Below are 16,018 nucleotides of genomic sequence, written 5' to 3' on the forward strand. Positions count from 1 at the left end.
TATTGTAATTCACAATGCACAATTCATAATTTTGGGTAAAACCTTTTTAATATTTTTAGAATTATGATGAAGGTTTATTTTTGCAATATATACATAAATCTTACAAGTTGAGTTCCAAATTAAAACTAAAATTATGTAAATTTAATTGTAATATATTCCTAAATAAATCACTGTGTTATTAATTATTATTACAAAATGTGATAAACTATATATATCAATCAAATTGAATGTATTTTCAAAAATTATGATAAAATTTAAATATAAATCGGGGGGCTAGAAATGATATCAAATAAAATGAAATCTCTTGTTGCAAATAATTCCATTATAAGAGCTATGTTTGAAGAAGGAAAAAGATTATCAGAAATATATGGAGAAGAAAATGTTTTCGATTATAGTATAGGGAATCCAAATGTTGAACCTCCAAGTAAAGTAAAGGAAGTTATCTTTGAAATTTTGAATGAAGAAACACCAAATTTAGTACATGGTTATATGAACAATTCTGGCTATGATGATGTTAGAACAAATATAAGTAATTTTATAAACAGAAAACATAATTTAACACTTTCTAAAGATAATATTGTTATGACTTGTGGGGCTGCAGGCGGATTAAATATAATCCTAAAATCTATATTAAATCCAGATGACGAAGTTATTACTTTTTCTCCTTACTTTGGAGAATATGGGAACTATGTAAAAAATTTTGATGGTAAACTAGTGACTTGTCCTACTAACATTGAAACTTTTGAGCCTGACTTAAAGGCTTTAAGTGAGGTTATTACTCCTAGAACAAAAGCTTTAATAATAAACAACCCAAATAATCCTACCGGTGTTATTTACTCAGAGAAAATAATAAAACACTTAGCAACGTTACTTAATAATAAGCAAGAAGAATTTAATACATCAATATATTTGATCTCTGATGAACCATACAGAGAAATTGTTTATGATGATATTGAAGTCCCTTGTATTTTAAAATATTATGATAATACTTTCATTGGGTACTCTTATAGTAAATCTTTATCTTTGCCTGGTGAACGTATTGGTTATGTAGTTGCTAACTCATCTATGGCTGATTTTACAGATATGATGGCTTCACTAAATATTGCAACTAGAATTTTAGGATTTGTAAATGCTCCATCTTTATTCCAGAGGGTAATTGCAAAATCCTTAGATGCTGAAGTGGATGTAAATATTTATAAGAAAAATCGTGATCTTTTATATAATCATTTGATATCTCTTGGTTTCACTTGTGTTAAACCACAAGGTGCATTTTACTTATTTCCAAAATCACCAATCGATGATGATAAAAAATTCTGCGAAGATGCAAAACAATTTAATTTATTACTTGTTCCAGGCTCTTCTTTTGGATGCCCTGGACACGTAAGATTAGCTTATTGCACTTCATATGAGAAAATAGAAAAATCTTTGCCTGCTTTTGATAAGTTAGCTTCTCTATATAATTTAAAATAATAAATTATATAATTTAGGTAGATATAAATATTACTCAAATAATATTTATATCTATTTTTTATAAAAATATGATTTCTATTATTTTTTCAATAAAATTACTGTATCATTCTAAGCTTCTCATATTCTAATTTCTTTACAGTTATATATAGGTCTATTAATAATATAGAGCCTCCTAAAACTACAAAGATATTAATAATTTTCATATTCTCCATATATAACTCATATAAACTGGGTTGCAAATAATAAAGACCAATAAGGCTAAGCACCATCCAATATATAGAGAATCTAAGAGTGACAAATCCATGAATATTATACCTAAATTCAGAATAATCCCAGTATACTTTGTTAAAAGAGTGCTTAAGTATATACCCACTTATATATTCTACTGTCGTTGGTATTAAGAAACATAATAATATTAATGGAATTCCAGAAATCTCTAACAGTTCATTGCATATTATAAGAAACATAACTGCCATTCCGTACATCGGCTTAAATGGTCCTACTAAGAAACCATCCTCTTGAAACTTTTTTGTAGTTGAAAAGCTATAACCTTCCTCTAATATCCACCCTATAAATGAATAAAATATAAAATTAAATACCAGATAAAACACTACATTCATATTAATCACCTCTTCTAAATATCAAGACATAAAAGATATATATCTTTTTGTACACCTAAAGTCACTAATATTATTTGTAGGGCTTAACTCTTTTATCCCGTAAAAAACTTCTACTATAGGGTAATAATAATTTTTAAGGAAATTTTGTACCTATTTCTTGATTCTTAAAAATGCAATATTAATGAACTATCTGCTATAATGATATTATTGAACTTTTCTTAGACTCAGGTTAAACAAACTATAAAAATTATTTATAGCTGAGCCTTAGATATTATTATATTTTAGGAGGCTAATTTACATATGGAAAAATTATATTATGATAATCGATACCTTAAAGAATTTACTGCTGAAATTATTGATATAAAAGAAATTGATAATAAATTTCATGTTATATTGGATAAAACAGCATTTTTCCCAGGAGGTGGCGGACAAAGCTGTGATATTGGAACTCTAGAAGATCAAAAAGTTATTGATGTATACGAAAAAGAGGAAATTGTTTATCATGTGGTTGAAAAGAAACCACTCAAAATACATAAGGTTAAATGTTCAATTGATTGGGATAGAAGACAAGATGGCATGCATCAACATTTAGGTCAACATGTCTTATCAGGATCTTTCTTCAACCTTTTTAACGCTAATACTTTTGCTATTCACCTAGGTTCTGATATAAGCACAGTAGATATTTATGGTGTCTTAACTGAAGAACAAGTTAGAGAAGCAGAAAGACTTGCTAATAAAGTTATAGGGGATGCCCTACCTGTAGAATCTTTTGTTCCAACTAAAGCCGAACTTAAAAAGTTATCTCTTAGACGTGCTCTTCCAAATACTGAAGAGGATATTAGAATCGTAAAAATAGGAGATTTTGATATTAATGCTTGCTGCGGACTCCACCCTACATCTACTCTTGACTTAAGACTTATTAAAATAAAAAAATTTGAGAAACATAAAGAGGGAACAAGAATAGAGTTTCTAGCTGGCGAACGTGCTATTTCTGATTCTTTTAAGAAAGATGAATTTCAAACTTCTATATGCAGATATTTAAGTTGTAATGAAAATGAAGCTATAAATGGTATAAAGAACTTAAATCAAAATCTTCGTGAAGCCAATGAAACAAATAAAAATCTTAACATTCTACTAGCTAAATATCAAGTTAAGGAAATTCTTGAAAATGCAGCTAAAATAAATAATGTCAAAGTAATTAAACAAATATTTGATGGTGAAAACCTAAAGTATGTGAATAACCTTACTTCTAAGCTTATCGAAAATGAGAACACAATAGCTCTAATGGCAGTAAAATCTGATGAAAAAGTAAATCTATTATTTGCTTGTTCTAAAGACATTAAAGATATCAAAATGAATGAACTTTTAAAAGATGCTATATCTCTTATTGATGGAAAAGGCGGCGGAAGTCCTTTCCAAGCTCAAGGAGCAGGAAAAAATAATTCAAATTTAGAAAGTGCAATGGACTATGCATTTAATAAAGTATCTCAAATTATAGGTGTTGCGAACTAGGTGAAATATAAAAATACTTACAATATGAAGAAATTTTAAGTTTACTGCTAAACCTTCGAAAGGGAATATGCGTTTGTTTCGGTCCTTTGAAGATTTTGCTTAAGTGTTCTAAGAGCACAATCCACCATATTTATTTCTAATTATTTCGCGCCTAGATATCTAACCCAAACCCAAACATATAATTTTAATTGTAGTATATACCAGAAAGAAAGGTCATACTTTTGTGGAAGTGTTGCATTGAGCATTTAGCTGTAGATATTTCCTTAGTAGAAGTTGTTCCATTTTTGCTTGTCACGAGCTTGCCTCGGGAGCATGCAGGAATGGTGCAATTTTTGCTATTGGAAATTCACAGCTAAATACTCCAGCAACCTGGAACAAATGCATGACCTTTCTTTCGGTTTTTATCTATAACTTTAGGTATCTAGTACTTCTCAATATTTTACATTTAAGAATTTATATACTATGATATTACGAATTTATATCTTTCGCCTATAACGTACTGTTTTCCTATATGTACCGGTCTATTCTTATCATCATAAATAACAGTCTTTATATAAAACAAAGGTTCACCCTTTTGCACCATCAATAGCGCAGCCTCTTCATCCATAGCTTTTGCAATTTCTATTGTGGTATGATCATTTCCTGAGTTAGGCGAATCAGATGGATTTATATCATATTTATCTCTTAATAATTCATATAGTGAACCACTTAAATCTTCTGTTAGTAAAAAATTAAACCTTTTAAAAGAAAAATAATTATTTTCTAGCATTAATGGATCTCCACCTGCAAATCTAACTCTTTGAATATATATTAACTTATCATCATCATCTAGTTCTAGAGCTTTCTTGTCTTCTATTTTGGGCTCCATTACCTCTCTTTTAATGATTTCATTAGTTACTTTTAAGCCACTGGCCTCACAGGCAGCAGTAAAACTAGATAAATATTCAATTTTCCTCTGAACTTTTGGCTTACTTACAAATGTTCCTTTTCCTTGTTTTTTTATAATAAAACCTGACTCAACTAATTCATTTATAGCTGCACGTACTGTTATCCTACTAACATTATATTTTTCACTTAACTCAACTTCTGTTGGAATCTTATCTCCATATTTTAATTCTCCGCTCGTTATTGAATTACGTATAATATCCGCTAATTGTTGATATAAAGGAATAATATTATCTTGTATTAGCATATAAAGACTCCTTTTAAACATCTATAATATTAACTATATACTATCACAACATTTTTGAAACTTCAATTAATCTATTGTTGTGATAATATCAATTCTTTGATTTATTACAGTAATCTTAAAATAGCTGTTTGATATTGCTCATTAAATAATAACTATTCAACAGCCACTATACTTTTAATTAATATTTTTTACCATATCCAAATGAGCCTTCTACTAGACATGTTTTAGCTGAAAATATAGCACCTTCATTTAGACTTTCTTTAATTATATTTTCCCTATCCAATTCATTTTCTTTAATTTTGCTTATGTAATTTATCAAGAATGCTGTTATGAATGAATCTCCTGCTCCCATTGTATCTACAGCTTCAACAAGCTCTGGCTCTTGTGAATAGAACTTAGTTCCATCATATAATAATGCACCTTTTTCTCCCATAGTAACTACTACTATTTTACTTCCAAGCTTATGAGCTTTCATTATTAGATTAAGCATTTCATCAGTCTTTAAATGACTACATGAGAAGAAGCTAAAATCTACTTTAGGAGCAATTCTTTCAACTTCCTCAATTGTAAAATCATCAGAGAAATCAAAAGATATTGGTATGCTTAATGCTCTTATTTTATCAAGTTCTGGTTCTGTATATCCGTACAAACCTGCATGTAATAAGTCAAAAGTTTTAATATAATCTAAATCATCTTGTGTAAGATTCAAACCATTTTCTCTTAAAACTCCACCTTCATTACTTCCAAGAAAAACCCTATCACCATCTTCTAAAGTTACTCTTGCGCATCCATTTTCTCCATTAAAATATCTGCACTTTGAAATATCTAAGCCAAGTTCATGAATTGTATTTTGAACATGATCTGATTCGGCATCTGATCCAAATGCACCTAAAAATGCCGAATTTATTCCTATTTTTTTTGCATAAGCTGCAAAATTTAATGCATTTCCACCTGGATACATTGTTCTAATATGCTCATATTTATCTACAACGTTATCTCCTAACCCAATAACTTTTACCATAATATCTTCTCCTATGCTAAAATATTTTAATATTCAACTTTCCCCATATATCTTCTAGTATCTAAATCATGGTTTCTAAGTTTTGCTAATTCCCCTCTATACACACATAAGATGCTATAGAATACTATAGGATTAAAGAATTCAACTACTGAACTATCAATTACACTAATTCCAAGTTCCTTACAATCCACAACTTCAACTTTTGCACCATATTCATTTAAGAATTTAAGTGCTCTTTCATCTAATTCTCTAGTTCTTCCTTCATTCATTAGTAATAAATATAATGTTTCTTTATCTGTTACTTCAAATGGTCCGTGGAAGTATTCACCTGAGTGCACTGCTGATGCGTTCATCCATTGCATTTCCATTAGTGAACATATTGAGAATCCATAGGCATGACCATATGATGCTCCGCTTCCTAATACATATGTTATTGGCTCATCTTTATATTTTTCTGCATATTTCTTTGCTCTTTCTGCAACTAAACCTTGGCCTCTTTTTACAACATCATTTACAATCTTTAAACCTTCCATAAATTTATTATATCCTTCATAAACTTCTGTTTGATTTAATATTTCGACTGCTATATTTAGAATTATTGCCATTGGATTGTCTTCTACGCTTGTATCATTTCCCCATTCGTAAAGGATATTGTAATCTGCATACTTAATTAAATCTGCATCCTTATTATGTGTTAATGTTATAGTTGCTGCACCTTTCTCTCTAGCTACTTTAGCCGCTTCAACTGTCTCAGGAGTATTTCCACCGTGTGAGCATACTATTACTACCGAACTTTTTCCTAATGATTTTGGTATCGCATGTACAAATTCATTACTTGTATATGATAAAGCCCTTAATTCTCTTGCTTCACTTTGTAAAAAATATTGTGATGCATACATATCTACTAAAGACCCTCCACATGCTACTAAAAACACTTCCTTTATTCCATCTTCCTTACTTGATCTAATTTTCCCTACGATTTCCCTAATATTCATTGTTATTCCTCCTATATATTTATAATCTCATTCTACGAATTTATATTTTTTACATTGGCAAATGCTTAAGATCATTAACCCAAATAGTAACGTATAAGCATATATCATTTTTACTTTTTTAATAAGTACATTACTTACTGCAACTAATAATCTATTTATCTCTTTTGACCTTGCGTAACTGTATCATAATAACGTTACTACTAATCTTGGAATAAATATTTTTCTTAATCGAACTTATTGATACGTATTATAACGTATTGTATAATGTTATGCAACTTATTTTGAACTTAAATAGTAAGTATATATTTTCTGATTAAACAGTGTAATTTGCTAGAAATATTATTCACCAATTATTTGAGTATATTATATAGATACTTTTTCTCGAACCTGATTGACCTATTACAAAAACATCTCCCTTTAAAATATAAAATTATTGATGTAAGGTATCAGTAACTTCCTTACATCAATAATTATGTAAATGATCAAACTTTATTCGGACCTAATCCATTAACTTATTTGCCTCTACAACAAATTCATCAATTTTTCCTTCATCCTTTAATCTTTTTATTGTTTTGTTGATTTCTGTTTGCAATTCAGTCGAACCTTTCCTCATTGCTATCGCTGCTCCATCTTCCTTCGCCTCAATAGTTACAGAAGTCAATTCTATATCATTGTTTTTATCACAATTAAATTTAGCCACTGGTGAATCAAGTAATATTGTATCAACTTTTTTATTCTTTAAATCAAGTACTAAGTCAGTAGCTTTTCCTAATCCCTTCACTTCCGCACTTGGTAAGTTATCTTTTACTAAGCCTTCTTGAACTGATCCCTTTTGAACCCCAATTTTCTTATTTTTCAAATCATCCATTGATTTTATTGAATCTGCTTCACCTTTTCTTACTATAAATATATTTTTCTCTTTATTGTATATATCTGAAAAATCAGCATTTTCTCTTCTTTCATCAGTTGGATTCATTGCAGCAAATACTAAATCGGACTTTCCTGCCTGAAGCGATACAAGAAGTCCATCAAAATCCATATCCTTAATTTCAAGTTCTACACCTAAATCTTTAGCAACTTCTTTTGCAATACTTACGTCAATACCTACAATTTGATCCTTACCATCTATTTCTTTATGAAATTCATATGGTGGGTAATCAGCACTCGTTCCAACTACAATTTTGCCTTTTGATTTTATATCACTTAATGATGATGACTTAACATCTGAATTTTTGCCAGAACTATTAGTGTTACTACTACATCCTATAATTCCAAACGCTATACTGCTAATTGCCACAAATACTATTAACTTTTTTAATAAAAATTTTTTCATATATTGTCCCCCTTTAAATTTTATCTAAGTATTATTCTTTAGTATTTTTCTACTAATTGAATAATATTGCTATAAGATAAAAATGTCAATACATTATAATGATGTTTTAATACGTATTAATAAGTAATAGTATTTTATATGCATATTATTTTTTTCTATAACTGTTAAACAGATATCTCAAATCAATAAAAATAGATAGTTAACAACAAGGATTTATTTTCCGTGTTGTTAACTATCTATAAAAATTGTTTAATCTATTCTTTAAATTCATTAAATTTAGAAATTTTACGTTTAACCAGATTTTTTGAAAGAATATTATTTGTCTTATTCTTCTATTTTAACTACATCATAGCCTTCTTCTTCAATAGCTTCTTTTATTTCTTCATTACTATTTTCAGTTTCAACTGTTGCACAATTGTCCTTAAGACTAACTTCAACTGAAGTTACCTTATCCAAATTTTCTAGTGCTTCCTTTACATGAGCAACACAATGTTCACAACTCATTCCTTCAATTAATATTTTCTTTTTCACATCTATTACCTCCCGTTTATTAATGATTAAAATTTAGAAATCAAAATATAGATATTTGAAATACTTTTCTTCAAGCATCTAGATGTAATTATCTACTACCTAAGAAATGTCCTAATATTCTATTTTTGCTTATCATCATATCTTATTGATTAGGCTTTAAATTTTTTAAGTCTTAATGCATTTGTAAGTACTGAAACAGAACTTAAGCTCATTGCTGCAGCTGCTATCATAGGATTTAATAATGGACCTCCAAATACATGAAGTATTCCCATAGCAACTGGTATACCTAGTACGTTATATCCAAATGCCCAGAATAAATTTTGTTTTATATTTTTAATGGTTGCTTTACTTAGTTTTATTGCTGTTATAACATCCATCAAATCGCTTTTCATAAGAACTATATCTGCTGATTCTATTGCGACATCAGTACCTGATCCTATTGCAATTCCAACATTAGATTGAGCTAATGCTGGTGCATCATTTATTCCATCCCCAACCATAGCTACCTTCATGTTCTCTCCTTGAAGCTTTTTGACTTCATTAGCCTTGTCTTCAGGCAATACTTCAGCTAGCACTATATCAATTCCAACTTGTTTTGCTATTGCATCTGCAGTTTTTTTGTTATCTCCAGTAATCATAGCTACCTTTATTCCCATGTTATGAAGTGCCTCTATAGCTTTTTTACTACTTGGCTTAACAGTATCTGCAACAGCTACTATTCCACTCAAAGTATTATCAACTGCTACATACATAGGAGTCTTACCTTCAGCTGCCAATCTATCACTTTCATCTGCGAACATAGCAATATCAATATTTTTTTCTATCATTAATTTTTTATTTCCAAGTAAAATATTTTTTTCTTCTATCTTAACTTCTATCCCATGTCCTGGAATTGCATTGAATTCTTGAATTTCTTTAAGTTCCAAGTTTTTATCATTCGCTTCTTTAACTATTGCTTCTCCTAACGGATGCTCTGAACCTTTCTCGCTACTTGCAGCTAAAATTAATATCTCATCTTCTGAAATTCCATTTGTTATTATATCTGTAACCACTGGTTTTCCTTCTGTTATAGTCCCAGTTTTATCAAATACAATAGTTTCTATACTATGAGTAGTTTCTAATGCTTCTCCACCTTTAATTAACACCCCATTCTCTGCACCTTTACCTGTTCCAACCATTATTGCAGTTGGAGTTGCAAGGCCTAATGCACACGGACAAGCTATAACTAGTACTGCAATAAATATTGTTAGAGAGAATATTGTTGTTTCTCCTGAAATTAACCATCCTATTGAAGCTATTATTGCTAGCATTATAACTATTGGCACAAAATATGCTGATATAACATCTGCAAGTTTAGCTATTGGAGCTTTAGATCCTTGTGCCTCTTCAACTAACCTAACTATTTGTGCAAGTGCAGTATCTTTTCCAACCTTAGTTGCTTTATACTTTATAAAGCCAGTTTTATTAATACTTGCTCCAATTACGCTGCTTCCTACTATCTTTTCTACAGGAATACTTTCCCCTGTAAGCATTGACTCATCAATAGATGTACTACCATCAATAATTTCTCCATCTACAGGTACCTTTTCACCTGGTTTAACTAAGACTATATCACCAACAATTACTTCTTCTATAGGTATTGTAATTTCAGCATTATTTCTTATTATTGTTGCAGTTTTAGGTGCTAACCCCATTAGTGCTTTAATAGCTTGTGATGTTCTTCCTTTTGAAACTGCCTCCAAATATTTTCCAAGTGTTATTAAAGTTAAAATGACTGCTGCTGACTCAAAATATAAGTGCATAGCATATTCAGTTTCGCCCGTTTGTATTTTATAAATTCCAAATACTCCATATAAAACTGCTGCTAAAGTACTTATAGCTATCAACGAATCCATATTAGGACTTAGTTTAAATAAATTCTTTATTCCAATTAGATAGAACTTATATCCAGCTATCATTACAGGTATTGTTAATACTAATTGAATCACAGCAAAATTCAATGGATTCATCATAGAATCAATAATATATGGAAGAGGCATACCTAACATATGTCCCATAGTTATTACTAAAAGCGGAATTGCAAATATTAGAGATATAATAAATCTCCTTAATAACAATTGACTTGCCTCTAGTTTTTTCTTTTCTTCAACTTGCTCTTCTTCCTTAATTAGCTTATACCCTGCTTTATCTACAGCAGCTTTAATTTCACTATATCCAATTTCATCTTCATCTATATTTATAGTCAACTTCTCTGTTGCTAAATTAACAACAGAATCTTGAACCCCCTTAAGCTTTTTAGTAACTCTCTCTACTCTACTTGCACACGCCGAGCATGTCATTCCTTCAACTTTAAAAGTATAAGTCTTCATATTCTTCTTAACACCGTAACCGGCTTTAACTACGGTTGCTTCTATATTTTCATTATTAAGTTTGTTTTCATCAAACTCTACGTTCAGCGTTTCTGTTGCAAAGTTAACATTTGCGCTATTTACGCCTTCTAACTTTTTAACAAATCTTTCAACTCTATTTGCACATGCTGAGCATGTCATTCCTTCAATTTTAAATGCTTTTTTATTCATACTTCACCTCTTTACTTATTTAGCATATACATTAAGCTAATTTTAACTTCACTAAGCAATTTACAACTTTTCTCTATATTTAATTAATGCAATAATGCTTTTATATTTTATTTCATATTGTCATCTCTTAATAATCGGTTCTATTTTGAAAGTAGCTTTTCTAAAACCTTATTAAATTCTTCTATTTTCTCATCTGGATTGTTGTTATAGCAAGCCTCTTTTACACAATGACGTAAATGGCCTTGCAAAATCATTAAATCTGCTTTTTTTATTAAAGATTGAACTGCCATCAATTGATTTGCAACATCTATGCAATATCTATCATCTTCAATCATTTTTATTATTCCTTCTATTTGACCCTTCGCTGTTTTTAAAGATTGTAATGCTTTTTTTCTTTCCTCGCTCATTTCTTCCTCCCCTCCCCCTGTGTAGGGGGGTCTTATTAATTTCATTATATATTAATAAATTATTTTGTCAATATCATTTCTAATATATTCTTGCGATTATCTTGCTCTTCTATCTATTCTTATACTCACCTTGAATACTCATTTTTTTATTCTAGGCACTTAACTCCACGTTCCCCTAATGCCGTGATAAGATAAAATGCTGGCTTTAACGTAGAAATTTGCTAAAAAAATAAGCTCCATATAACAATGAAGCTTATTTCTATAAATATCTATTTATATTCAATTGTAGGGCTTTCTTTAACTTCACTTATATCTACGCTAACTCCATCTGTAAAAGCATATAATAATTTATTTTTGTTTCTTTTTAATATATTTTTAAACATTCTCTATCCTACTTCAATTCTGGCCAATATTCTTTATTAGCTTTAATCATATCATCTAAAATCTGTTTTGCTACAAATGCAGATGGAATTGTTTTGTTCATGGTAAATGCCATAAGTGCTTTTTCATATGAGCCTTCAATAGCAGCCTCAACTACAAGTTTTTCTGATGCTTCTTGTTGTTCAATTATTCCTTTATAGAAAGTTGGGATTTCTCCTACACGTACTGGTTCTGGTCCATCTTTAGTTATATATGCAGGTACTTCTACCATGGCATCGTCAGGTAAGTTTTTTATTGCCCCATTATTTTCTACCATAACTAAGTGTCTCTTTCTTAAATCAAAAGCTAAGCTCATAGCAACTTCAACAATAAATTCTCCATGCACTCCAGTAAAGAATTGTGTAAGATCAATTTGCCCTGTAGCATTATATTGATCTACAGCATCAAATATCTTCTTCTCTCTTCCTTCCATTACTTCATTAGCTCTAGTATGATTTTTATCTGCTTCTTTTACAATACTATCTCCTAAAAGATAATATTGCATATACGTATTTGGAAGATATTTAGGGAACATTTGCATTATATGTTTAGCATTATCAAATGTATGAAGCCATGATGCATCATTATGTCTTACTTCACTCCTTGAATCCGGTGGAATATAACCATGTTCCTTTACATATGCTTTTAACTCCTCAGTTTTATCTTCACCACTAACTCTAATTTTTGTAAACCATCCAAAGTGATTTAATCCAAAATAATCTGCTTCTATATCATGTCTATCACAATCTAAGATATTAGCCATATTTCTCATAATTGCAACTGGCATATCACATATATTTAAAATCCTTGCATTTGGTCTTAACTTATACATAGCTTTTGCTACAATAGCTGCTGGATTAGAATAATTAACAATCCAATAATTTTTATTTGCATATTTTTCACAAAAATCTATCATTTCAACCATAGGATATATTGTTCTTAATCCATATGCTAATCCTCCAGGACCACATGTTTCTTGACCAACCACATCATATTTTAGTGGAATTTTTTCGTCTTGTTCTCTCATCTTATATAATCCAACACGCATTTGAGCAAAAACAAAATCTGCATCTTTAAATCCTTCTTCTGGATCAGTTGTAAGAACAAGTTTTACCTCTGGATCAAACATTTCTACTACTTTCTTTACTATCACTCCTACTTTATTTTGACGTTCCGCATTTATATCATATAATCTTAATTCTGATATTTTAAAATCCTCTTTCTTTGAAAGTAAACTCTTTACAATCCCTGGTGTATATGTGCTTCCTCCGCCTACTATTACTAATTTAAATTTTTTCATTTTAATGATTCCTCCTTCATTTTATTCTGCTCTGTCTAATGCTTCATCTACTATTGTTCTAATTTTATTAATTGAAAGGCCATATACAACTTGTATATTATTTCCCTTTTTCACAACACCTGCTGCGCCTGTTCCTTTTAAAGCTTCTTCATCAATTAAGGTGTTATCTATAACATCCACTCTAAGTCTTGAAAAACAATTTTCTACTGTTACTATATTTGCTTTTCCACCTAATGCTCTAATTATTGTTAATGCTTTTTCATCATCGTTATTAGCTTTACTATTATTTTTATTTTCTGATTTCATATCTTGCTTAACTTTTGCTGCATTCTCATTTAAATCAATTACAGCATCTGTATCATTTTCTTCTCTTCCAGGTGTTCTTAAATTCATCTTCTCAATCATAAATTTGAATACTAAGAAAATCACAACTATTTCAACTAATCCTACTAGTATATACACAGGCCAATGAGTTTTACCTATACCTGCTGGCAAGTTTATTACTAAAAAATCTAATATTCCATTGGTTGCACATACTCTTACATTTAATAGGTATACAAACATTTGGAATAATCCATCAATTACTGAATAAACAAACCATAGTAATGGTGCAGCAAAAATAAATGTAAATTCTAATGGTTCTGTGATACCTGCGATTACTGCTGTTAAAGTTGATGGTATTAATTGTGCCTTTAAATTACTACGCTTTGCTTTTTTAGCAGTGAAGTAAAATGCTAAGGCAACTCCAATTACACCAAAAGTTTTAACTAATCCATATGTTAAAAATCTTGCTGAGTCAGGCATAATAGAGATTGTTGAATCATTAAGCAATGCTAAGAAAACTGGTTTTGCTCCAATTACATTTTGGCCATTTATTATCATCTGATCACCAACTGCTGAATATAGGAATGGAGACCAAATTAAATGATGTAATCCTGTTGGAACTAAGAATCTATTTAAAAATCCATAAACAAACACTCCAGCCGCCCCTGCAGAACTCATAAATCCAGTAAGAGCTGTGATTCCAGCAGCTATTGTAGGCCATACATATGTGGTACCAATACTTAATATAGCCACTACAGGAATCATGATAACGAATACAAACTTACTATTACCATATGGAGCCATAGCGCCACTAAATTCTTTATCTATATATTTGTTATGAACTATAGCAACCAGTACTCCTAGAATCATTCCTAGAAACACTCCCATATCTGTAACATGAAATCCTAGTTGGATTGTCTGCCCAGTTCCATATAAAGCTGATGCTGTATCACCTTTAATTATTTTTCCAGATAGCTCTAACCACTTACTATTCGCGCCTAGGAACAAAATATATGACATAATGGAAATGAATGCTGCTTCCGCTTTTTTCTTCTTTGACATCCCCATCGCTATTCCGACACAAAACAAAATGCTTAAGTTCCCCATAATCGGTGATAACATTCCATTAAAGAATTTTCCTGTTACCCAAATTGCTCCGCCTTCTTTTACAAATGTTGTATTGGTGAAAACTGCTGTTAATGCAATCAACATACCTACAATGGGTAAGAATAAGACCGGTCCAATCATAGCTTTGGCAAATTTCTGCATACTATTTAAAATCTTATCTTTCATTTAAATATTCCCCTTCACTATTTTATAATTTTCTTTGGGTAATTACCTGTGAGAATAGGATATCATTATTAATAGATATTGTTAATAGTTTTAAACGTTTCAGCAACATGTTGACTCAAAAGTAAACATGTTTACCTTTACACACAAAAAAGCTATCTCATTAGTTAACCTTGAGATAGCTTTATATATATAATTTCGGTAAGTTTCCACATGAGTATGACTAGTTTGGATATCTATATTTTATAAATTACTCATTACCTTATCTAGCAAATATTCCATTACAATCATTACCCTAGCATAAAAATAGTTCGCGGTAAGATTTCTATCATCTAATTCTTTATCATCCAATATCATAAAATTTAAGGTTGCCTTTTTAGCCATGTGATTCTCTGGCTTACCAGTAAAAGTTATAATATCCAATTGATTTTTTGATGCATAATCAATCACTTTTGTTATACTTTCCGTTTCTCCACTTTTAGATATTCCAATAACTAAGGCGCCTCCTATTTGATTGCTGTCATATACTCCATAAGAATTTGTTTTAATGCATTTAAACCCAAGCACTAACATCTTTCTCCAAAAGAAATCTGCAATCGAATCAGAGAATCCAGTGGCTGTTATGAAAATTATATCTTCTCTATGTTTAATTATCATAGAAATGAAATCTTCTATTTTCTTATTTTCAATTTCTGATATGAAGCTAGTAATATCAGAGGTATGTTCTTGATTGTTTTGATGATTTTTTACTATGAAGTTTAGTCGATATATCATATCGACATAGCCTGTATAACCTAGCTTCTTTGATAGCTTTATTATTGTTGCCGCCGATGTATAATTAATTGTTGCAACATCTCTTACACCTTTAGTTAAAACAGAATCAATATTAGTCAATATGTATTGCAAAACCTGTCTCTCTGTTTCTGAGAGCTTATAATTATCAGCTATTTTATAAATATCAAATTTCATATCACACCTCCAATATAATGTAATTACTTCATATGATATCATACTTATATCTTTA

The 16,018-nt window shown here is 30.0% G+C and carries 13 protein-coding genes; 2 read left to right on the forward strand and 11 right to left on the reverse strand.

The annotated features are described in order from the left end of the window. The first annotated feature begins 279 nt into the window (after positions 1–279). On the forward strand, positions 280–1,470 hold the full coding sequence (locus tag F3K33_RS24465; protein WP_039770800.1) for a pyridoxal phosphate-dependent aminotransferase: 1,191 nt from the start codon (positions 280–282) through the stop codon (positions 1,468–1,470). Positions 1,471–1,565: 95 nt separating this feature from the next. Here F3K33_RS24465 and F3K33_RS24470 read toward each other — a convergent pair whose 3' ends face one another. Further along, positions 1,566–2,090 (reverse strand): putative ABC transporter permease, encoded by a 525-nt coding sequence (locus tag F3K33_RS24470; protein WP_023974378.1) that lies wholly within the window; start codon positions 2,088–2,090, stop codon positions 1,566–1,568. Positions 2,091–2,390: 300 nt separating this feature from the next. Between F3K33_RS24470 and F3K33_RS24475 the strand changes: the two genes are divergently transcribed. Continuing rightward, positions 2,391–3,602 (forward strand): alanyl-tRNA editing protein, encoded by a 1,212-nt coding sequence (locus tag F3K33_RS24475; protein WP_039772973.1) that lies wholly within the window; start codon positions 2,391–2,393, stop codon positions 3,600–3,602. A gap of 460 nt (positions 3,603–4,062) precedes the next feature. On the opposite strand, the gene F3K33_RS24480 is transcribed toward F3K33_RS24475, so the two are convergent. The 10 genes from F3K33_RS24480 to F3K33_RS24530 all read right to left on the reverse strand — a co-directional run bounded on the left by F3K33_RS24480 (position 4,063) and on the right by F3K33_RS24530 (position 15,963). After that, positions 4,063–4,794 (reverse strand): GntR family transcriptional regulator, encoded by a 732-nt coding sequence (locus F3K33_RS24480; RefSeq protein ID WP_023974380.1) that lies wholly within the window; start codon positions 4,792–4,794, stop codon positions 4,063–4,065. A 178-nt stretch (positions 4,795–4,972) separates the two neighbouring features. Next, the gene (locus F3K33_RS24485) at positions 4,973–5,815 is read right to left on the reverse strand and encodes a fructoselysine 6-kinase (RefSeq protein ID WP_039772975.1); all 843 of its coding nucleotides are present in this window, start codon (positions 5,813–5,815) and stop codon (positions 4,973–4,975) included. Positions 5,816–5,841: 26 nt separating this feature from the next. Further along, positions 5,842–6,810: an SIS domain-containing protein gene (locus tag F3K33_RS24490; RefSeq protein WP_039772977.1), complete on the reverse strand. Its 969-nt coding sequence runs from the start codon at positions 6,808–6,810 to the stop codon at positions 5,842–5,844. Between the two features lie 499 nt (positions 6,811–7,309). Further along, positions 7,310–8,143: a transporter substrate-binding domain-containing protein gene (locus F3K33_RS24495; protein ID WP_023974383.1), complete on the reverse strand. Its 834-nt coding sequence runs from the start codon at positions 8,141–8,143 to the stop codon at positions 7,310–7,312. A 324-nt stretch (positions 8,144–8,467) separates the two neighbouring features. Then, positions 8,468–8,674, reverse strand: a complete 207-nt coding sequence (locus tag F3K33_RS24500) for a heavy-metal-associated domain-containing protein (RefSeq protein ID WP_012060953.1) — start codon at positions 8,672–8,674, stop codon at positions 8,468–8,470. A 149-nt stretch (positions 8,675–8,823) separates the two neighbouring features. Continuing rightward, on the reverse strand, positions 8,824–11,253 hold the full coding sequence (locus tag F3K33_RS24505; RefSeq protein ID WP_039772979.1) for a heavy metal translocating P-type ATPase: 2,430 nt from the start codon (positions 11,251–11,253) through the stop codon (positions 8,824–8,826). A gap of 140 nt (positions 11,254–11,393) precedes the next feature. Then, positions 11,394–11,660: a metal-sensing transcriptional repressor gene (locus tag F3K33_RS24510; protein ID WP_012060955.1), complete on the reverse strand. Its 267-nt coding sequence runs from the start codon at positions 11,658–11,660 to the stop codon at positions 11,394–11,396. A 391-nt stretch (positions 11,661–12,051) separates the two neighbouring features. Beyond that, positions 12,052–13,380 carry a 6-phospho-alpha-glucosidase gene (locus F3K33_RS24520; protein ID WP_039772981.1) on the reverse strand — a complete coding sequence of 443 codons (1,329 nt, stop codon included), beginning with the start codon at positions 13,378–13,380 and terminating at the stop codon, positions 12,052–12,054. 21 nt (positions 13,381–13,401) lie between these two features. Next, positions 13,402–14,997, reverse strand: a complete 1,596-nt coding sequence (locus F3K33_RS24525) for a PTS transporter subunit EIIC (RefSeq protein WP_012060958.1) — start codon at positions 14,995–14,997, stop codon at positions 13,402–13,404. Positions 14,998–15,237: 240 nt separating this feature from the next. Then, entirely contained in the window at positions 15,238–15,963 is a 726-nt protein-coding gene (locus tag F3K33_RS24530; RefSeq protein WP_031276441.1) for a MurR/RpiR family transcriptional regulator, read from the reverse strand. Positions 15,964–16,018: the final 55 nt, after the last annotated feature.

It is taken from the genome of Clostridium beijerinckii (assembly GCF_008705175.1).
GTDB lineage: Bacteria > Bacillota > Clostridia > Clostridiales > Clostridiaceae > Clostridium > Clostridium beijerinckii.

Coding starts and splice junctions, on each gene's coding strand:
- F3K33_RS24465 (WP_039770800.1), top strand. CDS start 280: ATGATATCAAATAAAATGAAATCTCTTGTTGCAAATAATTCCATTATA.
- F3K33_RS24470 (WP_023974378.1), bottom strand. CDS start 2,090: ATGAATGTAGTGTTTTATCTGGTATTTAATTTTATATTTTATTCATTT.
- F3K33_RS24475 (WP_039772973.1), top strand. CDS start 2,391: ATGGAAAAATTATATTATGATAATCGATACCTTAAAGAATTTACTGCT.
- F3K33_RS24480 (WP_023974380.1), bottom strand. CDS start 4,794: ATGCTAATACAAGATAATATTATTCCTTTATATCAACAATTAGCGGAT.
- F3K33_RS24485 (WP_039772975.1), bottom strand. CDS start 5,815: ATGGTAAAAGTTATTGGGTTAGGAGATAACGTTGTAGATAAATATGAG.
- F3K33_RS24490 (WP_039772977.1), bottom strand. CDS start 6,810: ATGAATATTAGGGAAATCGTAGGGAAAATTAGATCAAGTAAGGAAGAT.
- F3K33_RS24495 (WP_023974383.1), bottom strand. CDS start 8,143: ATGAAAAAATTTTTATTAAAAAAGTTAATAGTATTTGTGGCAATTAGC.
- F3K33_RS24505 (WP_039772979.1), bottom strand. CDS start 11,253: ATGAATAAAAAAGCATTTAAAATTGAAGGAATGACATGCTCAGCATGT.
- F3K33_RS24510 (WP_012060955.1), bottom strand. CDS start 11,660: ATGAGCGAGGAAAGAAAAAAAGCATTACAATCTTTAAAAACAGCGAAG.
- F3K33_RS24520 (WP_039772981.1), bottom strand. CDS start 13,380: ATGAAAAAATTTAAATTAGTAATAGTAGGCGGAGGAAGCACATATACA.
- F3K33_RS24525 (WP_012060958.1), bottom strand. CDS start 14,997: ATGAAAGATAAGATTTTAAATAGTATGCAGAAATTTGCCAAAGCTATG.
- F3K33_RS24530 (WP_031276441.1), bottom strand. CDS start 15,963: ATGAAATTTGATATTTATAAAATAGCTGATAATTATAAGCTCTCAGAA.